The following is a 22494-nucleotide window of genomic DNA, read 5'->3' on the forward strand; positions in this document are numbered from 1 at the left end:
AAATATTCTCCTCGACCTACGTTAAAAGGAAGTAACATAATGTCAGTCGACAGCGTCAAAAAACATAAGTATTCGGGATTAATAAATCCTGCTGGCATATTTCAGTTCATTATCAATCTTTTAGGTTTATACCTTATCTTTAAAGCCGCCTTGGTCTGGAACACCGACATGCTTTGGGTTTATATCTTTTGGCTGCTGTTTAGTACGGCTACAGAACTTAAACCCATCTCCATGCCGAATAATGATCAGCTGACAGTATCATTCGCAGTCCATATTTCAGCCCTGATATTGTTTGGAGTTCCCATAGCCATCCTGTCTTCCACCGTCGCCAATATTATCACCGACATCGTCGGCCGCCGCGGTTGGAAAAAGATGCTGTTTAACGTCAACCAGTACGCTGTAACTATTTATTGTTCCTGGTTTATCTATCATCTTGTGCGATCGGGCTCCGGCCCCCTTGAATTAAAAGCGGATTTTCTTGCTATGGTCTTGAGCTGCCTGACTTATGTTGTCGTCAACTTCCTGCTGGTATCTACGGTAATTTCATTAAGCCAGGGGACCAGGTGGCTTCGTCAGTTGACCAACGACGTCAAGCTGGAGATGATCCATTTTGTCACTTTAGTCCCGGTAAGTCTTTTGATTGTCATCCTGTACAACTATGAACCACTTTCGATCATAATCCTGCTGCTTCCTTTGGCTATGGCTCATTTCAGTTTCGACAATTATATGACTTTGCGCACCGAAACCAAGAATACCATCGAAGTCCTGGCCGACATTATTGACAAAAGAGACGCCTATACCGCTCAGCACTCTTACCGGGTGGCCAATTACTGTGAAGCAATTGCCCACAAGCTAAAACTTAATCAAAGCGATTATGAAACCCTGATTACCGCGGCAAGGGTGCATGACCTGGGAAAGATTTCCGTGCCGGACTCAATCCTTTTGAAAAACCAGCGTCTTCAACCTGAAGAAAGAAACTTAATTATCGACCATGCCATGATCGGCTTTACAATTCTCAGCAACCTGCGATTTTACAAATCCGGCGCCAAGTTTGTCTTCCACCACCACGAAAGGTACGACGGGACAGGCTATCCGCACGGGCTAAAGGGGGATCAGATACCTCTGGGGGCAAGAATTATGGCTGTCGCGGACAGTTACGACGCCATGACTTCCGACCGCCCGTACCGTAAAGCAATGAGCGTTGAGGAAGCCCTTACAGAAATTATCAACAATTCAGGCACCCAGTTTGATCCCAGCATTGTAGAGGTCTTTGTGCAAATCGTCAGAAATGAGCTTGGAGTGAAATTAAAGAGTGATGCTATTTAGAGGAGGAAATATATGGCTTTTGTAATCGTGGTACTTTTAGCTGCTGCTGTCGCCTTGCTCACCGGCGGCAGGTTGAGCAACTTGAAAAACATACAGTTCAGGTTTCCATGGCTCGTTCTGGCGGCCGTAGCCCTAAAGATCGTTACGAATTCCAACCTGCGTTACACACTGGGCATCTCCGACCTGCTGGCTCCCAAATTATATATGCTCTCCTTAGGTCTGGTCGTTCTTTTTGTTATCCTCAACATAGGGCTGAGAGGGCTCGCCTTAATCGGCCTGGGCCTTTTAAGCAACCTGGCCGCGATATTTTTTAACGGCGGCTACATGCCCTTAAAGCGTGAATATTTCATGCTGATCGCTTCTGCCGAGGAACTGGAAAAAATCAACCAGGGGCTGCCGGCCTATAACTATATCGCCACCGGGCCGCAAACTAAGCTCTACTACCTGTCTGATATTTTTCTCATGCCGCACTGGATTTTTATAACCAAGGTGTTCAGCGTCGGGGATGTCCTGATTACCATTGGCGGCTGCATCTTCGTCTGGTTCTTTCTCAAGACTCCTGTTAAAAGGAAAAACGGTATCCTCACCAGCATCGGATACCGCAACAGCAACAACCCTTGATTAAGACAGACAATGGGACGGTCCTATGTCTTGTGTTCTCGAAAAGCCTCTGGGGTAGTGGTCAGGGGGTTGTCCTCCGCTCTCTTCGCAATTCTACATTTGTGTAAATAGAACATCATACCACCCGCATCTATAGACTGACCCCCGGCACCTACGCGCTATTTAAGCTTTTCTGCATGCAACGCACGCGCTAAGGACCGCATCCAAGTGCTCCGTTCACTCCGGACAACCCCCTGCCCGCTAGTCAAGCCTTTTCGAGAACACTCTTTGTGACAATGAAACAGGGGAAGGTTCTCTCTGTCCGTCGTTCTCGAAAAGCCTCTGGGGTAGTGGGTTTGGGGTTATCCTCCGCTCTCTTTGCAATTCTACATTTGTGCACCTAGAACATCATACCGCCCGCATCTACAGACAGCCCCCCGGCACCTACGCGCTATTTGAGCTTTTCTGCATGCAACGCACGCGCTAAGGAACGCATCCAGGTGCTCCGTTCGCTCCGGATAACCCCAAACCCGCAAGTCAAGCCTTTTCGAGAACACTCTTTGCGATCAGCGAAACAGACCGCCCCAAAACTTCTCTCACGCCGACCCCACAGAAATGCCTGCATCCTACGCCCTGCGACTCAGCTACGCAGTGCCAGAACCCATATCTCCTACGTCCCCGGTCCTCACGTCCCACGTCCCACGTCCCACGTCCCACGTCCCACGTCTCACTTCTCAAAATCCCGGCGCCCATTTGACCAGGGGCAGTTCCGTGTACGGAAAATCCGGGCTTGCCGGCCTCACCCGCACGGTATAGCCCAGGCCTCCCTGAGGGAGGACCAGGCTCCCGCTGAAACGATGCACACCGGAGCCGATCTCTTCAATATGGTCCAGGACAACCCTTTTGATACGCTTTAACCCGTAGTCCACGGCATTCCCGCAAACCAGTTCCACCGCGACGCTGCCGTGGTCAAGCTGCCCCAGGTCTATATCGACCTTGACTTCCAACTTTTGCCCGGTGTACATCTTGGGGGCGCCGTTGGTTTCGATCCGGACGAATTTGACCTGGTCCCAGTGCTCCCTGAGCAGCTGTTTTAAGCGGCTAACTCTTTCACCCTGCTCATAATTGTTGTTTCTGAAATCGTTCCCTCTGTGGGCGGCCGGGATATAAAACTTATTGGTGTATTCAGCCACCATCCGGTGGGTATTGAAAACCGGGACAATGGTCTTGATACTGTGTTTCATCATCCTGACCCACTCCCGGGGCAACCCGGCTTCCCTGCGGTAATACATCGGGATCAGCTTTTCTTCCAGGGTAACGAAGAGGGAATGGCAGTCCTCCTGGTCCTGGGTCTCTTCATTAAGGTAATTACATTCCGTCCCGACGGCAAAGCCGTTGTTGCCGTCGTAGGCTTCCGGCCACCATCCGTCCAGGGTACTGATATTTATGAGGCCGTTTAAGGCGGCCTTTTGGCCGCTGGTGCCGCTGGCCTCCATGGGCCGCCGCGGGGTATTCATCCACACATCGACGCCCTGCAGGAGGTGGCGGGCCATATGGATATCATAGTCCTCCAGGAGCAAAACCTTACCCCTGAAATCCGCTTCGTTGGATAAATCGTATATTCTCTTAATAAGGTCCTGGCCGGCCATGTCGGCCGGGTGCGCCTTGCCCGCGAAGACAAACCGCACGGGCCGCTCCGGATGGTTGATCAGCTGTTTTAGCCTTCCGGGATCGCGAAACAATAGCGCAGCCCTTTTATAGGTGGCAAAACGCCGGGCAAAACCAATTGTCAGCACATCCGGGCTTAAGTACTCGTCAACCTCGTGGATCCTCTTGGACAGCTCGTAATTGCGCATGCGTTGTCTTTTTAAAGAGGAGCGCGCGAAGTCAATCATTTGCACTTTGAGGAAACGGTGCACCCTCCAAAGCTCCTCGTCGGGTATATTTTCCACCTTTTCCCAGATTTCCGGCCCGACTTTTTCCACACATTCCTTACCAAGGTAGCGAAAGTACAAGTCCCTCAATTCTTTGGCCAGCCAGGTCTCAAGGTGCACTCCGTTGGTAATGGCGGTAATGGGTATTTCCTCCGGGTGCAGGCCGTCGTAATGCCCCAGGAACATTTTCCTGCTAACCTTGCCATGCAGCCGGCTAACCCCGTTGCAGAGGCAGGAATTGTTCAAGGCCAGCAGGGTCATATTAAAACCCTCCCGCTCACGATCCCAGGCCAGTTCCAGCAAGGTTTCCAGTTCAACGCCCATATCTTTTGCGGCCGGGGCGAAGAAATTTTCAATGGTTTCTTTGCTGAACACATCGTGACCGGCCGGTACCGGAGTGTGGGTGGTGAAAATGGTCGAGGCCCGCACCACTTCCCTGGCGGTGTTGAAGGTAAGCCCTTTGGCCACCAGTTCCCTGATCCGCTGCAGGATCAGGAAGGCCGCGTGACCTTCATTGATGTGCCAGACACGCGGCAATACGCCCATTTCATACAGGGCTTTGACCCCGCCGACCCCCAGCAGGATTTCCTGAGCAATACGGTATTGGTGGTCCCCCCCATAGAGCGTCCCGGTCAACCGGCGGTCATCGCCCGTGTTTTTGGGAGTGTCGGCATCCAAAAGGTAAATCCAGATCCTGCCCACTTTCACCTTCCATACCAGGATAAAAATATCCCGGCCCGGCAATTCCAATTTGACCGTGAGGTGGCCACCTTTTGCATCATACACAGGGGTAATGGGCAGTTCAATAAAATTCAGGTGGGGGTAAACCGCCTCCTGCCGCCCTTCAGCATTAATTTTCTGGGTAAAATAACCGTGTTTATACAAAAGTCCGACTCCCACGAAAGGGAGACCCAGATCGCTGGCCGATTTGCAATGATCCCCGGCCAGCAGCCCCAACCCCCCGGAATAAATCGGGTGGGACTCGTGCAGCCCAAATTCAGCGCTAAAATAGGCGACGACATCTTCCTTGTGCTCCGGGTAGTGTTCGGCAAACCAGGTTTCTTCCGACTTATAGCGGTCATAAAGCTCAAAAACCCGCCGGTACATGGCCAGGTAGTCATCGTCCCGCGCGACCCTTTCCAGGTCTTCGCTTGACACTTTGATCAGAAACCTGGCCGGGTTATGGCCTGCCTCGCGCCACAGGTCGGGCTTAACCGTCCTGAATAATTCAATAGCCTCCGGTTTCCAGGAAAACCAGAAATCATAAGCCAATTCTTTTAGCCTGCAGATTGACGCGGGCAGCTTGGGAGTCACGGAGACAACACGAAAAGGAAACATACGGCAACCTCCCTACAACTTAACAGCACACTATTCTTCCCTTCAGCTCATATTCCTTCTTAATATTTATATTTCGACAACATTTAAGACGCTCCGGGGTAAGGTAATAAATGGCGCACAAGAAAAAGCCCCCTACTTGGGAGCTGAGGATAACCCCTTCCCACTGCCCCAGAGGCTTTTAGGACGCATGACAACGAGAACCGTCCCCATTGTCACTAAGTCTAAGTTCGAAAAGGCTTGACTTGCGGGTCTGGGGTTTTCCGGAGCGAGCGGAGCACCTGGGTGCGTTCCTTAGCGCGTGCAGGCATGCAGCAAAGCCTAAATAGCGCGTAGCTGCCGGGCGGCCGTCTGTAGATGCGGTGGGCATGATGCTCTAGTTGCACAAAAGTAGAATTGGGTAGCGAGCGGAGGAAATCCCCGGACCCCCTACCCCAGAGACTTTTCGAACGCTTCTCAAGAGAAAGCGTGACAACGAGAACCGTCCCCATTGTCACTCATTGCCAAAGAATTTATTGTAACTCAACTCTTCTATTTTGGCATTTAAATAGTGGCGTTGATTTGCTCTCCTCCCGGCGGCTGCCTTTAGCTCCTCAATTAAATAAAACCATATCGCATCATGATCAAGTTTAGTCATGCTTCCGCCGCCGGGCAGCAAAGCCTCGTAAGCCCGGATCAGTGAGTTGCAAATTCTGTACTTCCAATTTTCAAACATTGGGTGGTTGTTTAATATGAACGCACATATTCCTCCCAGATCTCTCTCCGGGGGATAAAAACAAACGCTTTCAAAATCCAGGCCATAAAACTTTCGACCGTCAAAAATAAAATTACGCAAGTTTAAGTCAGACATGCACAAACATACCTGACTGGATATATTCATATACCCGTGCAACTTACGCAACCATTTCGCAAGCTCGCCAATCCATAACTCCTCTTCTATTTCGATGTCTATCAGTAAATCGACCAACAAAACGCCTTGAATATATGGCATAATAATGATGTTGTTATCATGCCATATAACGTCCGGCACATTGATCCCCTGTTTATTCAAAGCATTTAAAATAAATACCTCATTTCCTGTTGACGAGTTAACATGTTCCTTGATGATATACCGCTGGGTTACATTTGTTGCGGTAACCGCTTCAACAAAAAAAACATTATTGCGCCTGCTGAATCTCTTTTCACTGTATACAACCTTTACTCCCAGAGCTTGTTCCAGCTTATTGACGCTATCCTCCATTATCACTACTTCCTTATTGATATTTTTATTTGCTCGCTGAGATCGTAGTTATTCAATTTAGAAAAAAGAACCTCCAGAAAGGCCTCCAGTTTAGCCTGCAGCAATGAGTCAACCGCTATTTCCCTTTGACCGACAACGACGGTTGCCCTGTCCTTCACAAAGGCACACTCTTCCCGGGCCGCCTCACCTTTTAGGACCTTCGCAACAAAGTCCTTGCAATTGCTGCCGCAGGCGCCGCATTGTTCCAGCCCGTTGACAAACGGTATTATATCAGTAACTTTTTCCTCAATCAAGTCAACTAGTTTAGCCGCGTCAGACAATGTGTTTATCACCGGGACACCGTGATATGCCGATGTCTGATCGGAAATACGGCCTGAAATCGCAAAAACCAAATCATTCAACCGCTCGTCGATTTCCTCAGCGCTGCCGGCACAGAGTATTTTCGGCAGAATGGTATCGGCTACCCCCTCAATAACAACGTAATCGTGATCGAAATAGCGCAATATCTTGTCTATCCCCAAATGCCGCGGGATAAGGATATCTGTCTCCTTAAAGCCTCTTGCCACAATCATCTCCGAGCCCGCCTGTTTATGCCGCCAGGTGTTGCTCCCCGCCACATCAAGGATAAAGTCCTCATAATGAATATTTTTCACCGAACCTACACTATAACCTCTTTCTTTTAATTCTGCAATAATATTTTCAATAGTTGTCGTTTTACCGGACTGGGTAACCCCAAAAACTGAAAAAGCTTTCATGCAATTCTTCCTTTCCTAAGGTATTCCGTAACCCCCTATGTTCCTGTCATACAAGGACTTGTATACATACTTTGTTAACAGGCCGACATTGTATCCGGTTATCACAGCGGATATCATTAATACGGGCAGAAGAATGTAAATATGAAAATCCTGAGCCAGTACACTTGCTACAAATAATTGACCTATGTTATGGCATATAGCGCCAATCACGCTGATATTGACAATACTGACATATTTTTTTAGATAGCGCCACATGACGGACATGACCAGCGTGCTCAGCATACCTCCGGTAATACTAAATAAAAAACCGACCGGGTTGCCCCCCAATAAAGACCCCAAAATACACCTGACAGCGACAACAAAAAAGGCATCTTTGTACCCCAAAACTAATATTGACAATAAAGTTACGATATTGGCCAGTCCCAGCTTCACCCCGGGAGGTACACCGGGAATAATAACGGACCTTTCCACTATGCTAATAACCGTTGCCAATGCGACAAACATGGCAATCGTTACAATACGTTTTGTGCTAAACACCGGCAGTCCACCTTTACACTGAAGATTATCATTGCTTTATATACTGAATTTCTTACCGGTCAGTCATAGGGCGTAGGCTCATACTGATTTGTATCTGGGTCAGGCGTAGGGCGTAAGATTGTTTAAAAAGGTAGGGGGATAATCCCCTGCTATTATTTGTTACGCCTTGCGCCCTATGGCCTACGACCAAGCTCAGTAGGAAGTGGCGTCCACACCTGTAGACTTTCCTTTGATAACAACTTTCAGATTGTTTGGGGCACAAAAGGATATTTGACCGGGCTTGCTCAACCAGCCTGTCTTAACACAAATTTGATTGGGGCAATCGGCTTCTTGAACCCTGACCCGGCCGTCTTTTATCTCCACCACGTTATAATGTCCGTCTGAATCCGTAACCTTAATTTCCTCATCGGTGGCCTCAGACAGCGGTATTTGCCGGTACAACTGACCAAATTTGTATATTTCTACAGTTAAGCCTTCTCCCGCCGGTTGGCGCTGCGACAGGTACAAAAACACGAAACTAATCAGAGCCAGGGCTAAGAGGGCGGCAGTTATATAACGATTAAGGTTTTGCATTGTTATCTCCAAAGTTCATAGATGCTGAACTAGTATTTATTTTTTAAACAGCTTTATTTTATCTTGCAGCTTATTTGGACCCATTTTTTCAAGGTATTGTTAAATTGCTCAAACAGCTCCAGAGGTTTACCATGTGCTACTTTTTTATTAATATTATTAAATTAATGTTTTTTTATTTTGTTTCCACGCTTTAAAATTAATCGTAAAGCAAAGTCAGTCTTAAAGCAATCTTTTTTGGCAGGTCAAATAAAGGAAAAGGGTATCCCTCATATTTCACTTCCGGGATACCCCTTACATTTTCATTAGTTAGCGCAGTTTGTGCTGTATTTCTTTGTGGTCAATCGCGAATGAATTCGCGCAAAATTAAGGTTCGAGACGGGGAGCCTCTTTTTTGGGTTTCTTTAGCAGCAGGCTGTTCAGGGACCTTGACAACACCGCGAGAACAATGCCGATCCCCAGCGTCACCCCTGCCGCCGGCAGGTGGCCCAGGAAATACCAGAGCAACAGGTAGCCGGTGGAAATCGCGATGGACATCAGCATCAGGGGGAAGGCCAGTTTGAAAAATTCAATAAAGGTGACGCGGACGCCCCTCTTCTCCGCCATACCGATAACCACCACGTTGGCGGAGGCGCCGATGATGGTCCCGTTGCCACCCAGGCAGGCGCCCAGCGACAGCGCCCACCAGAGCAGGTTCAGGTCCGCAATACCGCCGAGGCGCCCCATGTCCTGGATAAGCGGGATCATGGTCGCGACAAAGGGGATATTGTCGACAAAGGCCGAGGCTATCGCCGACAGCCAGAGGATCAGCATGCCGGTCGGCAGCATGTTGCCGCCGGTCGTTTCCAGTGCCCACTTGGCCACTATCTCAATGACACCGACTTCTTCCAGAGCGCCGATGATTACAAACAGGCCGATGAAAAAGAACAAAACCGGCCACTCCACCACCTGCAGGGCGTGTTCGACATCTTCGCGGGTAACCAATAAGAGGAAACTCGCGCCCGCCAGGGCGATGACCGAGGATTCAAGGTGGACGTACTGGTGCAGGACAAAGCCCAAAATGGTCAACCCAAGGATAACCAGACACTTTTTAAGGAGGACGGCGTCCTTGATCTCATCCTGCTCGTTCATTTGCATAATATTTTCCTTCAGCTCTTCCGGCGTGTCCAGTTGATCCCGGTAGATGAACTGTAGTAAAAAGACCGTCACCACATATACAACGACAACAACCGGAGTCAGGTTAAGAACAAAGTCCATGAAGCCAAGTCCGGTGGCGCTGCCGATCATGATGTTCGGCGGGTCCCCGATCAGGGTGGAAGTGCCGCCGATGTTGGACGCTAAAATTTCGGTAAACAGGAACGGCCACGGGCTGATTTTGAGTTGGCTGGTGATGGCGAAGGTAACCGGTACAATTAAGAGGACGGTGGTCACATTGTCCAGTAACGCCGACAGGACCGCTGTAACCAGGGCGAGAGCGGCGAGGATCTTCAGCGGTTCGCCCCCGGACGCTCTGGCCGCCTTGATCGCCAGGTATTCAAATACACCGGTTTTTCTGGTGACGCCGACAATGATCATCATGCCCACCAGGAGGCCGATGGTGTTAAAGTCGATAGCATGCACCGCTGTCTCCAAGGAGAGTATCCCCAGCAAGATCACCACCATTGCCCCTACCAGGGCTATCACCGTACGGTGGATTTTTTCGGAGACGATGATCGCGTAGGTTATTAGAAAAACTGCTATGGCTACTATTGACTGGTACTGTTCGGGCATTAGATCACCTCATGTAAATGTTTTACGAATAAATATAAAAATAGCATACTCATCACAATGTGAGTGCAAATTCATTCGCACGAAGACCCCAAAGGAATGAACAAATCCCTTAAGCAGCTGCGCAGCTTTTATGCGATTAAAATCGCGTCCACATTGTTGGGGGAATAAAAAAAGATGGTGAAATCAGAAAAAACTGACTTCCCACCCCAGAAGCCTTAGGTTCCTTGAAAACGGATTTTGAGATCCGTCCAACACGTTAACACACGTTATGCGATTACCGGCAAATTTGATCATACACCCCCTATAGTCTATAGTAACATTTGCAGTCTGGTCAAGACGGTACCGGAAAAAATTTTTACAGTATTGCAGAGAAATGTACCTGCCGGTAGAGAAATAAGGTTACTATAACTATAGGTGTATGGTCTGAGCAAAAAATCTGATAGCTTACGGCAACCATATCATCTGTTGCGGATCCTGAGCTGCGCAGTAGCTGGAAAGGAAAATATTTAGTGATTAATGTTTTCAATTCTATTTCTATTTATCATGAAAGTCAATCGTAAAGCAATCTTTTGGCAGGTCAAAAAAAAGAAGAGGGTATCACGGAAATTTTGCTTCCGGGATACCCTCTTCTTTTTCAGTAATTATCCGGCGGTATACACTGCTTTCTTTGGAGTCAATGTCCGTATGAATTCACTCCTGTATTTATAACTCAACGGGCTGGGTGGCCTCTTTTTTGCCCCCCTTTAGCAGCAAGCCGTTCAGGGACCTTGACAGAACCAACAGGACTATTCCCAGACCCAGCGCCACTCCTGCCGCTACCAGGTGGCCGAAGAAATAAAAGAGCAGCAGGTAGCCGGTACAGATCAAGATGGACAACAGCATCAGGGGGAAGGCCACTTTCATAAATTCAACAAAGGTAACGCGGACGCCCCTCTTTTCCGCCATGCCGACGACTACCACGTTGGCGGAGGCGCCGATGAGGGTCCCGTTGCCGCCCAGGCAGGCGCCCAGCGACAGCGCCCACCAGAGAAAGTTCAGGTCCGCAATCCCACCCAGGCGTCCCATGTCCTGGATGAGCGGGATCATGGTCGCGACGAAGGGGATATTGTCAACAAAGGCCGATGCTATCGCCGATAACCAGAGGATCAACATGCCGGTCGGCAGCATGTTGCCGCCGGTTGTTTCCAGGGCCCACTTGGCCACCATCTCAATGACACCGACTTCTTCCAGCGCGCCGATGATTACGAACAGGCCGATGAAAAAGAACAGCACGGGCCACTCCACCGCCTGCAGGGCGTGTTCGACGTCTTCTCCGGAAATTAATAAGAGGAGGCTCGCGCCGGCCAGGGCGATGACCGAGGATTCAAGGTGGACGTACTGGTGCAGGACAAAGCCCAAAATGGTCAGCGCCAGGACCACCAGGCATTTTTTGAGGAGGACAGCATCCTTGATCTCATCCCGCTCGTTCATAAGCATAATATTTGCTTTCAGCTGTTCCGGCGCGTACAGTTTATCCCGGTAGAGGAACTGGAGCAAAAAGATCGTCGTAACATATACGACTATAATAACCGGGGTCAGGTTAAAAGCAAAGTCCATAAAGCCAAGTCCGGTGGCGCTGCCGATCATGATGTTCGGCGGGTCCCCGATCAGGGTGGCGGTGCCGCCGATGTTGGACGCTAAGATTTCGGTAAACAGAAACGGCCACGGGCTGATTTTGAGTTGGCTGGTGATGGCGAAGGTGACCGGTACAATTAAGAGGACGGTGGTCACATTATCCAGGAAAGCCGACAGGACTGCCGTGACCAGGGCGAGAGCCGCGAGGATCTTCAGCGGCGCTCCCCCGGACGCTTTGGCCGCCTTGATCGCCAGGTATTCAAAAACACCGGTTTTCCTGGTGACGCCGACAATGATCATCATGCCCACCAGGAGGCCGATGGTGTTAAAATCAATGGCCTCCACCGCTGTTTCCAAGTGGAGAATCCCCAGCAAAATCACCATTACCGCCCCTAGCAGGGCTATCACTGTACGGTGGATTTTTTCGGAAACGATGATCGCGTAGGTTATTAGAAAAATTGCTACGGCTATAACTGGCTGGTACTGTTCGGGCATTGTGTTCACCTCATAATGTAAAATTATTATATCTTAAGCTGCTCGTGAAAGCTTTTGTACGATTGAAATCGCACCAGCATTTGTTGGGGAATGAAACAAGGCAGTGAAATAAAAAATCTGACTTCATACCCCACCTTAAAAAGCCCAGGTTCCTTTTAAAAGGCGGTGAAATCAGAAAGCTGACTTCCCACCCCAGAAGCCTTAAGTTCCTTGAAAACGGACCCTCCAGGTCCGTCCAACACGTTAACACCCGTTATGCGCTTACCACGGTATACGCTATCATATTGCACTGCTATGGTTCGTTCATTGTGCTCACCTCTTGTAACAATTTAAATACCTAAAATCGCACCCATATTTACGGGAAATAAAACAAGATGGTAAAAATAAAAAATCTGATTCATACCCCACCTTAAAAAGCCCAGGTTCCTTTTAAAGGTGGTGAAATCAGAAAACTGACTTCCCACCCCAGAAGCCTTAGGTTCCTTGAAAACGGACCTTTCAGGTCCGTCCAACACGTTGCAACCCGTTATGCACTTACCACGATATACCTGATCATATGGCTCTGCTATACTTCAGTCATTGTACTCACCCATGTAAAAGTTCAAATACCTTAAGCCGCTGCGAAGCTTTTGTGCGATTGAAACGGCGCCCATATGCCGGGGGGGGTTATAACAGGGTGATAAAATAAAAAATCCGATTTCATATCCCCCCTAAAAAAGCCCTCAAGCCCCTTTAAAAGGCGGTGAAATCAGAAGCTGACCTCCCACCCCAGAAGCCTTGAGTTCCTTGAAAACGGACCTTTCAGGTCCGTCCAACACGTTAACAACCGATATGCGCTTAGTACGGTACACTTTATCATATATCTCCTATAGTCTATAGTAACATTTGTGGTCAGGTCAAGACATTACCGGAAAAAATTTTTAACATCTTGCAGGAAAATGTACCTGTCGGCAGCGAAATTAAAATTACTATGGACTATAGGAGGTGAGCAACATTGATCAAAAAAATTCTGGTCGCTTACGACAACGGAAGCAAGGCCAAAAAAGCCCTGGAAACCGCCATCGAGATTGCCAAGGGGAACAAGGCAGGGATTTACCTGCTGACTTCGGCAAAGATGACTGATTTTATTTCATCTGTTGCCAGTCCTGAGATGCTTAAGGATCTGGAAGAGAAAAGCCGCGATTATTTTGTGGAGGCGCTGAAGGAGCCGGTGGAAAGAGTTAAAAAAGAGGGTATCCCGGTCTTTTCTGTCATCCTGCAGGAGCGTCCCGGCGAGGCTATTGTCCGCTATGCTGACGAGGAAGGCATGGACCTGATCGTCATGGGTTCGGCCAACCGGGGTACCGTGGAAAGGTTCCTGCTGGGTCTGGGCAGCGTATCCAACTATGTCCTCCAACAAGCCCGGCAGCCGGTGCTGATCACCAAGGAATAGGGCGAATAAATTCACATCTTTATTGCTGTTTGCTGTATTTATAATTTATACTATATAAAATCATTATAAATAACTATCAAATTGCAAAATCGCAAACAACGGCTGGAGTGAATGGAAACCCCTGGTATGGGCTGCAAAGGTTAATCGTAATAGCACTTACCGGTAGTCAATGCCAATAAACTCAACAACTTCTTAATAAGAAGGCAGAAATCAGCTACCACAACAAATTCAAGAAATACTTGCTCTTTAGGTTGTTTTTCCATGCCCGATTTAAAGTTTTTGCTCTTCTCTTTCACATCTTTTGTGATATAATAGCGACGTGTCAAATATCGATTTTTTATGATCCGCTCACCCCGAACACGTTTAACTGTTTGGCGTGGCGGGTCAAAAATCGTAAGGAGAGAGGGAACGAATGAGCATTTTCAGCAAACATCTCCCGGCGATCCATGTAGAGCATTATAAGTATACCGCGGAAAGCCCTACGGAAAAAATGCCGGTGCCCGATAAGGTGTACATTTCCATGGTACAGCATATCGGCGCTCCCTGCCAGCCCAAGGTGGAGGTGGGAGATCTCGTCAAGGTGGGCCAGGTTATCGGCGACACCGATGCCTTTGTCAGCGCCCCCATTCATTCCAGTGTTTCAGGTAAAGTGACGGCCATCGACAAAAGCCTGACCATGTCAGGCGTCTGGGATCTGATCGTAACGATCACGACGGACAAAAAACAGGAAGTTCTGGAAGGACTCGCTCCCCCGCAAATCGACGACAAGGACAGCTTTATCAAGGCGGTCCGCGCTTCCGGCCTGGTAGGTCTGGGCGGCGCCGCTTTCCCAACGCACATCAAGTTCAACCCCAAGAACCTCGATGAAGTGGACAGCTTCATCATCAACGGCGCCGAATGTGAGCCTTACCTCACCGCCGACTACCGGACCATGATGGAAAACTCGGAACTGCTGATCAACGGCCTGAAAAACACGCTGAAATACCTCAAGATCAAGCGCGGAATCATCGGCATCGAATCCAACAAGGCTCCGGCGATCAACAAGCTGCGGGCAATGGTCAAGGATAACCCGGAGATCGAGGTAATGGAGCTCAGATCCGTTTATCCCCAGGGCGGGGAACGTGTTTTAATCTACGAGACCACAGGAAGAGAGATCCCGATAGGCAAGCTTCCCGCGGACATAGGCGCGATTGTTTCGAATATCAGCTCCGTGGTCGCTTTGCAGAACTTTATTGAAACAGGAATGCCTCTGGTCTCAAAGAAGGTCACAGTGAGCGGCAACGCCATCCGTATTCCCAAGAACGTGGAGGCTCCGATCGGAACGCCCATCAGTCAATTGATAACATTCTGCGGCGGATACAAAAGAACTCCCAAAAAGATCATCATGGGCGGGCCGATGATGGGGGCAGCCGTCTACGACGACGGGATGACCGTGAACAAGAACACCAGCGGCATCCTGACTTTTGACGAGGAATTAGCCACATTGCCTAAAGAAACACCCTGTATCAGCTGCGGCCGCTGTATCAAGGCCTGTCCAATGCTGCTCATGCCTACCCTGCTGGCAAAAGCCTACGACGCCAAGGATGTTGAGCAGCTGCAGAAGCTGAACGTGAATCTTTGTATGGAATGCGGCTGCTGCTCTTATGTCTGCCCCGCGAAAAAACAGCTGGCTTTCACCAATAAACTGGGCAAACGACTAGTTATGGAAGGAGGTAAAAAATAATGGGCCGTTATAATCAAGGAACTCTTATTGTATCTTCCTCCCCGCATATCGTGGACAATGTAACCACGACAAGAATTATGTTGGACGTATTGATCGCTCTCATTCCTGCCTTTATCATGTCCGGCGTCATCTTCGGCTCCAGAGCCATCCTTCTAACGGTCACCTGTGTCGCAGCCTGCGTCCTGTTCGAGGCCGGCTTCCAATATATCACCAAAAAGGACAGCACTATCACAGATTTAAGCGCCGTGGTGACCGGTGTGCTGCTTGGCTTCAATCTTCCGTCGTCTTTACCTTTTTGGATGGCGGTGGTCGGTTCCTTTGTGGCTATCGTGGTTGTCAAGCAAATCTTTGGAGGGATCGGCCAAAACTTTGCTAACCCGGCCATTACCGCCCGCGTCGTCCTGCTGGTATCGTTTGCAACTCCCATGACGACATGGCCCTTGCCCAGTAACCTCCTGGGAACTACCGACGCAGTGACCGGAGCGACACCCCTTGGTATTTTGAATATGGGGACAGATCTTAGCTCCCTGCCCTCCAATATGGACCTCTTCCTCGGATTTGTCGGCGGCTCTTTAGGTGAAACCAGCGCAATCGCGCTTTTAATTGGCGGCATCTATCTCTTATGGCGAAAAGTCATCGAGCCGTGGATCCCGCTGGCTTTTATCGGCACGGTATTCATCTTTGCCTTGTTGGCGGGTCAGGACCCGATCTTCCACATCTGCGCCGGCGGCGTGATGTTGGGCGCATTCTTTATGGCAACGGATTATACGACTTCTCCGCACCTCACAACGGGCAAAATCGTTTTCGGCATCGGCTGCGGTCTTATGACTATGATTATCCGGCTCTACGGCTCCTATCCGGAGGGCGTATCCTTTGCGATCCTGCTCATGAACATACTGACACCTCAAATCGACATGCTGTTTAGAAGAAAGACTTACGGAGGTGTGAAGATATGAAAACCGAAGATATGAAAGCTGAAGCCGTGCAGGTTGTGGCTGTAAAGACATCGAGTTTCGAAGAACTGATCAAGCCCTCACTGGTCCTGCTGCTCATCTGCCTGGTCGTAACCGCCGCCCTGGCGTTTACCTATCAGGTTACGGCGCCGGTCATAGCGGACATCAATACTCGCAACGCCAACATCGCCAGAGGTGAGGTACTGCCGCAAGGGCAAGGTTCCTTCTCTCAAGTAAATGCCCAGCTCCCGGAAAACGTGGCTGAGGTCTATAAGGCCGACAACGGCGCCGGTATGGTGTTTACCACGCTGGACAAAGGTTTCGGCGGACAGGTTACAGTCATGGTCGGGATCGACAGCGAGGGCGCCATCACGGGCGTTAAAGTGACCAAACACAGTGAAACTCCCGGTCTCGGCACCAAGGCCATGACCCCCGAATATCTCTCGCAATATAAGGGACAAAAAGCTATTACCAGGTCCGGTGAACCAAACGAGACCGAAATTGACGCTATTACCGGCGCAACGATCACATCCAATGCTGTATTCCGTGCGACGGAGACAGCCCTGGCCCAATACAAATCGTTAGGGGGTGCTAAATAATGAACAAGCTGAGCTTAATAACAAACGGAATCATTAAAGAAAACCCGGTGTTGATCCTGCTTTTGGGTACCTGCCCCACCCTGGCGGTTACCACTTCGGCCATCAACGGTCTGGGAATGGGCTTTTCTACCATGGCGGTCCTGGTTTCTTCCAACATCGTGATCGCTCTTTTGAAAAACATTATTCCGGACAAGGTCCGGATCCCCAGCTTTATCGTAGTCATCGCGGGTTTCGTCACCATAGTCGGCTTGCTGCTGCAGGCCTACGCCCCGGAGATCAATGAGGCCCTGGGCTTGTTCATACCTCTAATTGTAGTGAACTGTATCATCCTGGGACGGGCTGAAATGTTCGCAAGTAAGAATAAGGTCATTGACTCAGCTTTCGATGGTATTGGCATGGGCCTTGGATTCACTTTTGCTTTGTTTTTGATGGGTTCCATTCGTGAGTTCCTCGGTTCAGGCGCATGGATGGGCCTCAAGCTGACTGCCAATCTGTACGACCCTATTTCGGTCTTCATGCTGGCTCCCGGCGCTTTCTTTACCTATGGTTGCCTGGTGGCATTGATAAATTATGTTTCCAAAGGCAAAGCCATCAAGAAAACAGACTTCGGCTGCGAGGGCTGTCCTTCTGCCGCCGGCTGTCAGCAAATCGGAATGTCGGCAGATTGTAATAGGGGGTTGTAAGTAATGCAAGAAATGATGATCATTATATTAAGCGCCATACTGGTCAACAATTTCGTACTGGTCAAGTTCCTCGGCATTTGCCCCTTCCTGGGCGTTTCCAAGAAACTGGATTCCGCCGTCGGCATGAGTCTCGCGGTCATTTTCGTCATGGTCCTGGCCACGGCAGTGACCTATCCGATTCAGATGGGCCTGCTGGTGCCGCTGCAAATCGGCTACCTGCAGACCATCGTATTTATCCTGGTCATCGCCGCTTTGGTCCAGCTGGTGGAAATTTCCCTGAAAAAATATGTGCCTTCGCTGCACCAATCACTGGGCGTATATCTTCCTTTGATCACGACCAACTGCGCCGTCCTCGGCGTTACGATCCTCAACATCGACGAAAAATATACATTTTTTCAGTCACTGTTAAATTCCTTTGGCGCCGGTGTTGGCTTCCTGCTTGCCATGGTCCTTTTCTCCGGGATCCGGCAGCGCATAGAGAACAACGACTTTCCGGCAGCCTTCAAGGGTATCCCGGCAGTCCTCATCGCCGCTTCAATCGTTTCACTGTCTTTCATGGGCTTTTCCGGCGTGATTGACGGATTGTTCGGGCACTAAGAAAGGAGAATTAGACTATGCAATTCATCATACCGGTCGGCATTGTTACGGCTATGGGGCTCCTGGCAGGAGGCATTCTGACCATCGCCGACAAGTTTATGGCGGTCCAGATGGACGAGACCGCCGCAAAGGTCCTGGCCGCGCTCCCCGGAGCCAACTGCGGAGCCTGCGGCTTCGCCGGCTGCGCAGACTATGCCAATGCGCTGGCCAAGGACGAGGAACACGCCATCAAAGCCAATCTCTGTACCCCCGGAGGCGATGCTGTGGCGATGGAGGTCAGCAGCATTCTCGGGGTGGAGTTCGAGGGCGCTTCCAGCAAGATCGCCATCATGAAATGCTCCGGTTCCCGGGACAGGACCAGCTATGCTATGGATTATCAAGGCCACCAGACCTGTAAAGCGAACAAACTGTTCTTCCGGGGCAGGGGCGCATGTGAAATGGCCTGCCTGGGCTTCGGAGACTGTGTCAATGTGTGCGCATATGACGCGATCAGGATTGAAAACGGTCTCGCCGTGATCAACAAGTATAAATGCGTCGGTTGCGGGCTTTGCGCCAAGGCCTGCCCAAACGCCCTGATCGAGATTGTGCCGGACAAGACCCGTGTCGTGGTCGGGTGCAGTTCCGTCGATCCGGGAAAAGTTACCCGGGAAATCTGCGCCATCGGCTGCATCGCCTGCAAGCTCTGCGAAAAGACTTGCAAATTCGATGCAATCCATGTAATCAATAACCACGCGGTCATTGATTACACCAAGTGCAAAAATTGCACGGCATGCGCCAAGAAGTGTCCCACCAACGTCATCCATGTCTTTCCAAGGCCGGTCAGCGCGCCTCAGCAAAAGCCCAAACCGGTAGCTGCAGAAACGGCGCAGGTAGAGGCGCCTGCCCAGTAAACTTAGAAAAGACAGGACTCCTAAACGCGTGATGGGGGAACAGACGCAGTTTCCGGCACGGTTAAGAGGACTGGTAAGACGTTTACGCCGGGCAGGCTTGCCTTTCGCAAGCTGCCCGGCGTTTTTATAAGCTGATGAACAGGTATTGTTTTATAAGCGAAACTGGTGAGAATGAAAGCAAAACCTTATGGCAGACCCAAAACCGGGTTATAATGATTTAGACGTGTTTATAAAATACTTAAGGTGGTGATTAAACATATTTAAGTATATGGTTCTGCTTATTAGTTTTTGTATTACCCTGTTTAGTATGGGATGTGTGCAAAAGCCTGCCGCCATGCAGGGATTTTCAGGTGAAAAATTCATTATGGATACCTTGATCCAAATAACTGTATATAGTGAGGATAAAGAGAAAGGACAGCAGGCTTTGGAGCAAGCTTTCGGCGCTTTTGAAAGGATTCATCGTTTAACTGATAGATTTCAAAAGCAGGAACAAACCATAACCTCAAACGATGTAGTTAAGATCAACGAAAATGCCGGCACAAAACCCGTTGCGGTCAGCGCCGATACAATAAACATGATCGAGCGTTCACATTATTTTGCCAGTGCAACCGGCGGAGCTTTTGATGTTACCATAGGGCCGGTAATGGACCTGTGGGGTTTTGGAAAAAGTGAGCAGCATGTTCCGGCTGATCAGGAAATAAAAAGGGGACTAAGCCTGGTTGACTATAACAAAGTCCAGGTTGACCCTGATAATATGACGGTCTTTCTTGCGCAACCAGGGATGAGTTTAGATTTGGGCGGTGTGGCCAAAGGCTATGCCACAGATGAGGCGGTCAAGGCTCTTAGAGATATGGGGATACAACATGCCATTATTAATGCCGGGGGCAACGTTTACGCCCTTGGCGATAAGCCGGACGGCTCGCCCTGGCGGGTCGGCGTGCAGGACCCGCGCGGCGCCAAGGGCATCATCGGGATCTTGTACGTAAAGGATAGAGCTGTAGTAACATCAGGTGATTACCAGCGCTACTTTGAGCAGGACGGAGTCCGCTACCACCACATTGTAGATCCATCTACCGGAAAGCAAGCCAGGGGCGTAATGCAAGCCACAGTGGTTGCAGATTCAGCCACGGATGCGGATATTTTATCTACAACGCTGTTTGTGCTAGGGGCTCAAAAAGGCATGGGCTTTGTGCAGGAGCTGCCCGACACCGGGGCCATCTTTATCGATACGGACAAGCAAGTGTCCTACACTGAAAATCTGCATGGACAGCTGGAATTCACTGGTGACGGCGACTACCAGATTAAACAAAACTGATAAATGTGACAACGAGAAAGTCCCCATTGTTCAATATGTGACAATGGGGACTTTTCTTGTTGTTACTCTCTTTCTATGGTAGCAATGAGAAAAAAGCAGAGAATCGTCTCATGTGCAGACTGATAAAGACCCGACTTGCGGGTGTGGGGTTATCCGAAAGCGATGAGGAGCACCTGGGTGCGTTCCTTAGCGCGTGCGTTGCATGCAGCAAAGCCTGAATAGCGCGTAGGTTATGGGTGGCAGTCTGTAGATGCGGTCGTTATGATGTTCTTAGTACACAAATGGAGAATTGCGAAGAGAGCGGAGGATAACCCCACGCCCACTACCCAAGAGGCTTTTGAATTATCGATTGAGCGTTTTAGTTTTTATTTACAGCGGCAAACAATATTTTCTCGCCGGCCTCCAGTACTTCACTTGCACCTGAGTAGATATGATCATTGAGCCAGATTTCTGCTTCACTGTCTTTACCTGCAAGCTTCAGTTTCCACTGTCCCGGCGATGTATTGAGTTCTTCAAAAATCATATTGCCCCGCAAAACACTGCACCCGGTAGCTCCCTCTATTCCCTGGGCAAAGAAATGTCCGCCGGACACTTCCGCTCTGGCCGCTTCGCCGCGGCTGATACCCAAGGCCTGTAACGCCCTGGCGCCCGTCCTGAGCCCCAGAGCGAGCCCGACGTTGATGGTATCCCAGTGCAAACGCCGGGAGGTGGCGCTCAGTTCATTCCTCATACAACAATTTAATGGTGTTTCTGCTAATGGAAACGCGTCATAATGGGGAATATAGATTTTAATGTCCAGGACGGGAGTGCCGTCCAGGGCATCCAAACCCCTGACATAAAGACGGTTCTCTTCACATTTGATGAGCTCAACAACGCACGACCCCATCGCTGAAGGACGGGACGGAGACCGGGTGGAGTATACGCCCCGGCAGACCGGTTCGCCGGCGACAGGTAATGTTATTGGCGGCTGCTCCTTTTTCCATTCAACCAGTTCCAGCCAGTCTTGCCTGCGATGCTGGTGATAGATCACATGGATATGGGAAAAGTATTCGATCCCGATGAGAGCGTCCGTGAGATCTTCCCTCATATAAATTACGCTTTCTCTGTGATAATCATAAGTGCGGCTAACTTTTTTAAAGTCGGAAACAACAACGCCAACCGGCTGAATGGAAACCGGTTCCTTCGGAACTAAGACCACGCTTATCAGCCTCCCGTAAATCATAAATATTGGCCCTGACGCCGCCAACATTGCACCGGAGACGGATGAAAATCTATTTCAACCGGCCTGTTTCAAAAACAGCCTAACCCACATTGCGTTATCCTGTAGCCCAGTTCATCGCATACACTGCCGACCAGAAACAAACTAACCCCCAACTCCCCGGCCATTCTGTGGGCTGATGTACAGCTTATTTGCAGCTCCGGATGCCGTGAATTCAATATATCTTTGATTCTATTCCTTTTTTTTATATAATCAGCAAACAAAACCTCCAGGCTGACTTTTAGGTCATTCGACAAGCCTTCCTGGACCTTTTCTGAAAAAATGGGGATATCCGGACGAATTGTTTTCATTCCAGTTGCAAAATCCCTGGCTGCTTCACTTTCCGAATCAAGCAAAACAATGATATCCGCTTTTCGTATCCATTCCAGATCCTGCTCTAAAACCTTTACCGGCAGCTGAATCACAACGATTTGCACGGCCCACGGAAAGTCGGTTATGCCATCGCATCCTTCCAGTAAAACTTTTTCAAACTTCTTTTCCTCGTCGAAAAAAAACATATAACGCACCATTCTTTGCAGTTTAACCTTTGGGCCCCGGAGTTCCAGCAAGGATTGTGATGCGTTCCAGGACTTCTGAATATTCTTCAACAGATCTCCATACCCCTCAGGTTGACATAGTTGCAGCCGTCCTTCCTCTAAATCGCCACAGGGACTGAGCTTAACCACCATAAAATCATCGAATGACTTCATAAAAACAGGCCCAAATTTTTGCTCGTCTGTTAATCCCAGATAACTTGTCGCTACTGCCAGCATATTCATCAACTCACCTTTTCATTTGTTTAACCCATTATCCCTGTCAGCAATGGGGATTTCAACCGCACCCAGCGCGTCAGCCCCGGATTGCGGGG

The 22494-nt window shown here is 49.5% G+C and carries 19 protein-coding genes and 4 other annotated features; of the genes, 10 read left to right on the forward strand and 9 right to left on the reverse strand.

From position 1 onward, the window contains the following. Positions 1-39: 39 nt before the first annotated feature. Together Psch_RS07905 and Psch_RS07910 are read left to right on the forward strand one after the other, a co-directional pair. Positions 40-1326 carry an HD-GYP domain-containing protein gene (locus Psch_RS07905; protein ID WP_190239793.1) on the forward strand — a complete coding sequence of 429 codons (1287 nt, stop codon included), beginning with the start codon at positions 40-42 and terminating at the stop codon, positions 1324-1326. A gap of 12 nt (positions 1327-1338) precedes the next feature. After that, positions 1339-1947 carry a DUF5317 family protein gene (locus Psch_RS07910; protein WP_190239794.1) on the forward strand — a complete coding sequence of 203 codons (609 nt, stop codon included), beginning with the start codon at positions 1339-1341 and terminating at the stop codon, positions 1945-1947. Between the two features lie 713 nt (positions 1948-2660). Here the strand turns inward: Psch_RS07910 and glgP are convergent. The 7 genes from glgP to Psch_RS07945 all read right to left on the reverse strand — a co-directional run bounded on the left by glgP (position 2661) and on the right by Psch_RS07945 (position 12176). Continuing rightward, positions 2661-5198, reverse strand: coding sequence for an alpha-glucan family phosphorylase (gene glgP, locus Psch_RS07915; protein ID WP_190239795.1), 2538 nt, complete (start codon positions 5196-5198; stop codon positions 2661-2663). A 490-nt stretch (positions 5199-5688) separates the two neighbouring features. Then, a complete protein-coding gene (locus Psch_RS07920; protein ID WP_190239796.1) occupies positions 5689-6435 on the reverse strand; it encodes a phosphotransferase in 747 nt (248 codons plus the stop codon). Positions 6436-6440: 5 nt separating this feature from the next. Beyond that, positions 6441-7190 carry a molybdopterin-guanine dinucleotide biosynthesis protein B gene (gene mobB / locus Psch_RS07925; RefSeq protein WP_190239797.1) on the reverse strand — a complete coding sequence of 250 codons (750 nt, stop codon included), beginning with the start codon at positions 7188-7190 and terminating at the stop codon, positions 6441-6443. Positions 7191-7205: 15 nt separating this feature from the next. Then, the gene (locus Psch_RS07930) at positions 7206-7727 is read right to left on the reverse strand and encodes a Gx transporter family protein (protein WP_206663736.1); all 522 of its coding nucleotides are present in this window, start codon (positions 7725-7727) and stop codon (positions 7206-7208) included. Between the two features lie 192 nt (positions 7728-7919). Then, positions 7920-8300: a NusG domain II-containing protein gene (locus Psch_RS07935; protein ID WP_190239798.1), complete on the reverse strand. Its 381-nt coding sequence runs from the start codon at positions 8298-8300 to the stop codon at positions 7920-7922. Positions 8301-8663: 363 nt separating this feature from the next. Then, positions 8664-10067, reverse strand: coding sequence for an ArsB/NhaD family transporter (locus Psch_RS07940; protein ID WP_190239799.1), 1404 nt, complete (start codon positions 10065-10067; stop codon positions 8664-8666). A 195-nt stretch (positions 10068-10262) separates the two neighbouring features. After that, positions 10263-10321, reverse strand: a sequence feature (sodium ion sensor (DUF1646 type); this cis-regulatory element may regulate processes involved in with the transportation of sodium ions). A gap of 448 nt (positions 10322-10769) precedes the next feature. Then, a complete protein-coding gene (locus tag Psch_RS07945) occupies positions 10770-12176 on the reverse strand; it encodes an ArsB/NhaD family transporter (RefSeq protein ID WP_190239800.1) in 1407 nt (468 codons plus the stop codon). A 181-nt stretch (positions 12177-12357) separates the two neighbouring features. Further along, positions 12358-12417, reverse strand: a sequence feature (sodium ion sensor (DUF1646 type); this cis-regulatory element may regulate processes involved in with the transportation of sodium ions). 213 nt (positions 12418-12630) lie between these two features. Next, positions 12631-12690 (reverse strand) — a sequence feature (sodium ion sensor (DUF1646 type); this cis-regulatory element may regulate processes involved in with the transportation of sodium ions). A 243-nt stretch (positions 12691-12933) separates the two neighbouring features. Next, positions 12934-12993, reverse strand: a sequence feature (sodium ion sensor (DUF1646 type); this cis-regulatory element may regulate processes involved in with the transportation of sodium ions). Positions 12994-13170: 177 nt separating this feature from the next. Here Psch_RS07945 and Psch_RS07950 point away from each other — a divergent pair. From Psch_RS07950 to Psch_RS07985, 8 genes are all read left to right on the forward strand, one after another. Beyond that, positions 13171-13608, forward strand: coding sequence for a universal stress protein (locus Psch_RS07950; protein WP_190239801.1), 438 nt, complete (start codon positions 13171-13173; stop codon positions 13606-13608). A gap of 412 nt (positions 13609-14020) precedes the next feature. Then, entirely contained in the window at positions 14021-15331 is a 1311-nt protein-coding gene (gene rsxC, locus Psch_RS07955) for an electron transport complex subunit RsxC (protein ID WP_190239802.1), read from the forward strand. Then, positions 15331-16287, forward strand: a complete 957-nt coding sequence (locus Psch_RS07960) for an RnfABCDGE type electron transport complex subunit D (RefSeq protein ID WP_190239803.1) — start codon at positions 15331-15333, stop codon at positions 16285-16287. Before rsxC ends, Psch_RS07960 begins: the two co-directional genes overlap by 1 nt. Continuing rightward, positions 16284-16883 carry an RnfABCDGE type electron transport complex subunit G gene (locus tag Psch_RS07965; protein ID WP_190239804.1) on the forward strand — a complete coding sequence of 200 codons (600 nt, stop codon included), beginning with the start codon at positions 16284-16286 and terminating at the stop codon, positions 16881-16883. The genes Psch_RS07960 and Psch_RS07965 overlap by 4 nt, the downstream gene beginning before the upstream one ends. After that, positions 16883-17566 (forward strand): electron transport complex subunit RsxE, encoded by a 684-nt coding sequence (gene rsxE / locus Psch_RS07970; RefSeq protein WP_190239805.1) that lies wholly within the window; start codon positions 16883-16885, stop codon positions 17564-17566. The genes Psch_RS07965 and rsxE overlap by 1 nt, the downstream gene beginning before the upstream one ends. Positions 17567-17569: 3 nt before the next feature. Beyond that, positions 17570-18163 carry an electron transport complex subunit RsxA gene (rsxA, locus tag Psch_RS07975; protein WP_190239806.1) on the forward strand — a complete coding sequence of 198 codons (594 nt, stop codon included), beginning with the start codon at positions 17570-17572 and terminating at the stop codon, positions 18161-18163. 17 nt (positions 18164-18180) lie between these two features. After that, a complete protein-coding gene (locus tag Psch_RS07980) occupies positions 18181-19053 on the forward strand; it encodes an RnfABCDGE type electron transport complex subunit B (RefSeq protein ID WP_190239807.1) in 873 nt (290 codons plus the stop codon). Between the two features lie 364 nt (positions 19054-19417). Further along, positions 19418-20368 (forward strand): FAD:protein FMN transferase, encoded by a 951-nt coding sequence (locus Psch_RS07985; protein WP_243123983.1) that lies wholly within the window; start codon positions 19418-19420, stop codon positions 20366-20368. A gap of 358 nt (positions 20369-20726) precedes the next feature. On the opposite strand, the gene tsaA is transcribed toward Psch_RS07985, so the two are convergent. Continuing rightward, the gene (gene tsaA, locus Psch_RS07990) at positions 20727-21566 is read right to left on the reverse strand and encodes a tRNA (N6-threonylcarbamoyladenosine(37)-N6)-methyltransferase TrmO (protein WP_206663738.1); all 840 of its coding nucleotides are present in this window, start codon (positions 21564-21566) and stop codon (positions 20727-20729) included. A 92-nt stretch (positions 21567-21658) separates the two neighbouring features. Then, positions 21659-22399 carry a hypothetical protein gene (locus Psch_RS07995; protein WP_190240306.1) on the reverse strand — a complete coding sequence of 247 codons (741 nt, stop codon included), beginning with the start codon at positions 22397-22399 and terminating at the stop codon, positions 21659-21661. Between the last annotated feature and the right edge of the window lie 95 nt (positions 22400-22494).

The sequence above is a fragment of the Pelotomaculum schinkii genome (assembly GCF_004369205.1).
Classification (GTDB): Bacteria; Bacillota; Desulfotomaculia; order Desulfotomaculales; family Pelotomaculaceae; genus Pelotomaculum_C; species Pelotomaculum_C schinkii.

What these genes read in the sequence shown, in the direction of transcription:
- Psch_RS07905 (WP_190239793.1), top strand. Translation starts at nt 40, where the DNA reads ATGTCAGTCGACAGCGTCAAAAAACATAAGTATTCGGGATTAATAAAT.
- Psch_RS07910 (WP_190239794.1), top strand. Translation starts at nt 1,339, where the DNA reads ATGGCTTTTGTAATCGTGGTACTTTTAGCTGCTGCTGTCGCCTTGCTC.
- glgP (WP_190239795.1), bottom strand. Translation starts at nt 5,198, where the DNA reads ATGTTTCCTTTTCGTGTTGTCTCCGTGACTCCCAAGCTGCCCGCGTCA.
- Psch_RS07920 (WP_190239796.1), bottom strand. Translation starts at nt 6,435, where the DNA reads ATGGAGGATAGCGTCAATAAGCTGGAACAAGCTCTGGGAGTAAAGGTT.
- mobB (WP_190239797.1), bottom strand. Translation starts at nt 7,190, where the DNA reads ATGAAAGCTTTTTCAGTTTTTGGGGTTACCCAGTCCGGTAAAACGACA.
- Psch_RS07935 (WP_190239798.1), bottom strand. Translation starts at nt 8,300, where the DNA reads ATGCAAAACCTTAATCGTTATATAACTGCCGCCCTCTTAGCCCTGGCT.
- Psch_RS07940 (WP_190239799.1), bottom strand. Translation starts at nt 10,067, where the DNA reads ATGCCCGAACAGTACCAGTCAATAGTAGCCATAGCAGTTTTTCTAATA.
- Psch_RS07945 (WP_190239800.1), bottom strand. Translation starts at nt 12,176, where the DNA reads ATGCCCGAACAGTACCAGCCAGTTATAGCCGTAGCAATTTTTCTAATA.
- rsxC (WP_190239802.1), top strand. Translation starts at nt 14,021, where the DNA reads ATGAGCATTTTCAGCAAACATCTCCCGGCGATCCATGTAGAGCATTAT.
- Psch_RS07960 (WP_190239803.1), top strand. Translation starts at nt 15,331, where the DNA reads ATGGGCCGTTATAATCAAGGAACTCTTATTGTATCTTCCTCCCCGCAT.
- Psch_RS07965 (WP_190239804.1), top strand. Translation starts at nt 16,284, where the DNA reads ATGAAAACCGAAGATATGAAAGCTGAAGCCGTGCAGGTTGTGGCTGTA.
- rsxE (WP_190239805.1), top strand. Translation starts at nt 16,883, where the DNA reads ATGAACAAGCTGAGCTTAATAACAAACGGAATCATTAAAGAAAACCCG.
- rsxA (WP_190239806.1), top strand. Translation starts at nt 17,570, where the DNA reads ATGCAAGAAATGATGATCATTATATTAAGCGCCATACTGGTCAACAAT.
- Psch_RS07980 (WP_190239807.1), top strand. Translation starts at nt 18,181, where the DNA reads ATGCAATTCATCATACCGGTCGGCATTGTTACGGCTATGGGGCTCCTG.
- Psch_RS07985 (WP_243123983.1), top strand. Translation starts at nt 19,418, where the DNA reads ATGGATACCTTGATCCAAATAACTGTATATAGTGAGGATAAAGAGAAA.
- Psch_RS07995 (WP_190240306.1), bottom strand. Translation starts at nt 22,399, where the DNA reads ATGCTGGCAGTAGCGACAAGTTATCTGGGATTAACAGACGAGCAAAAA.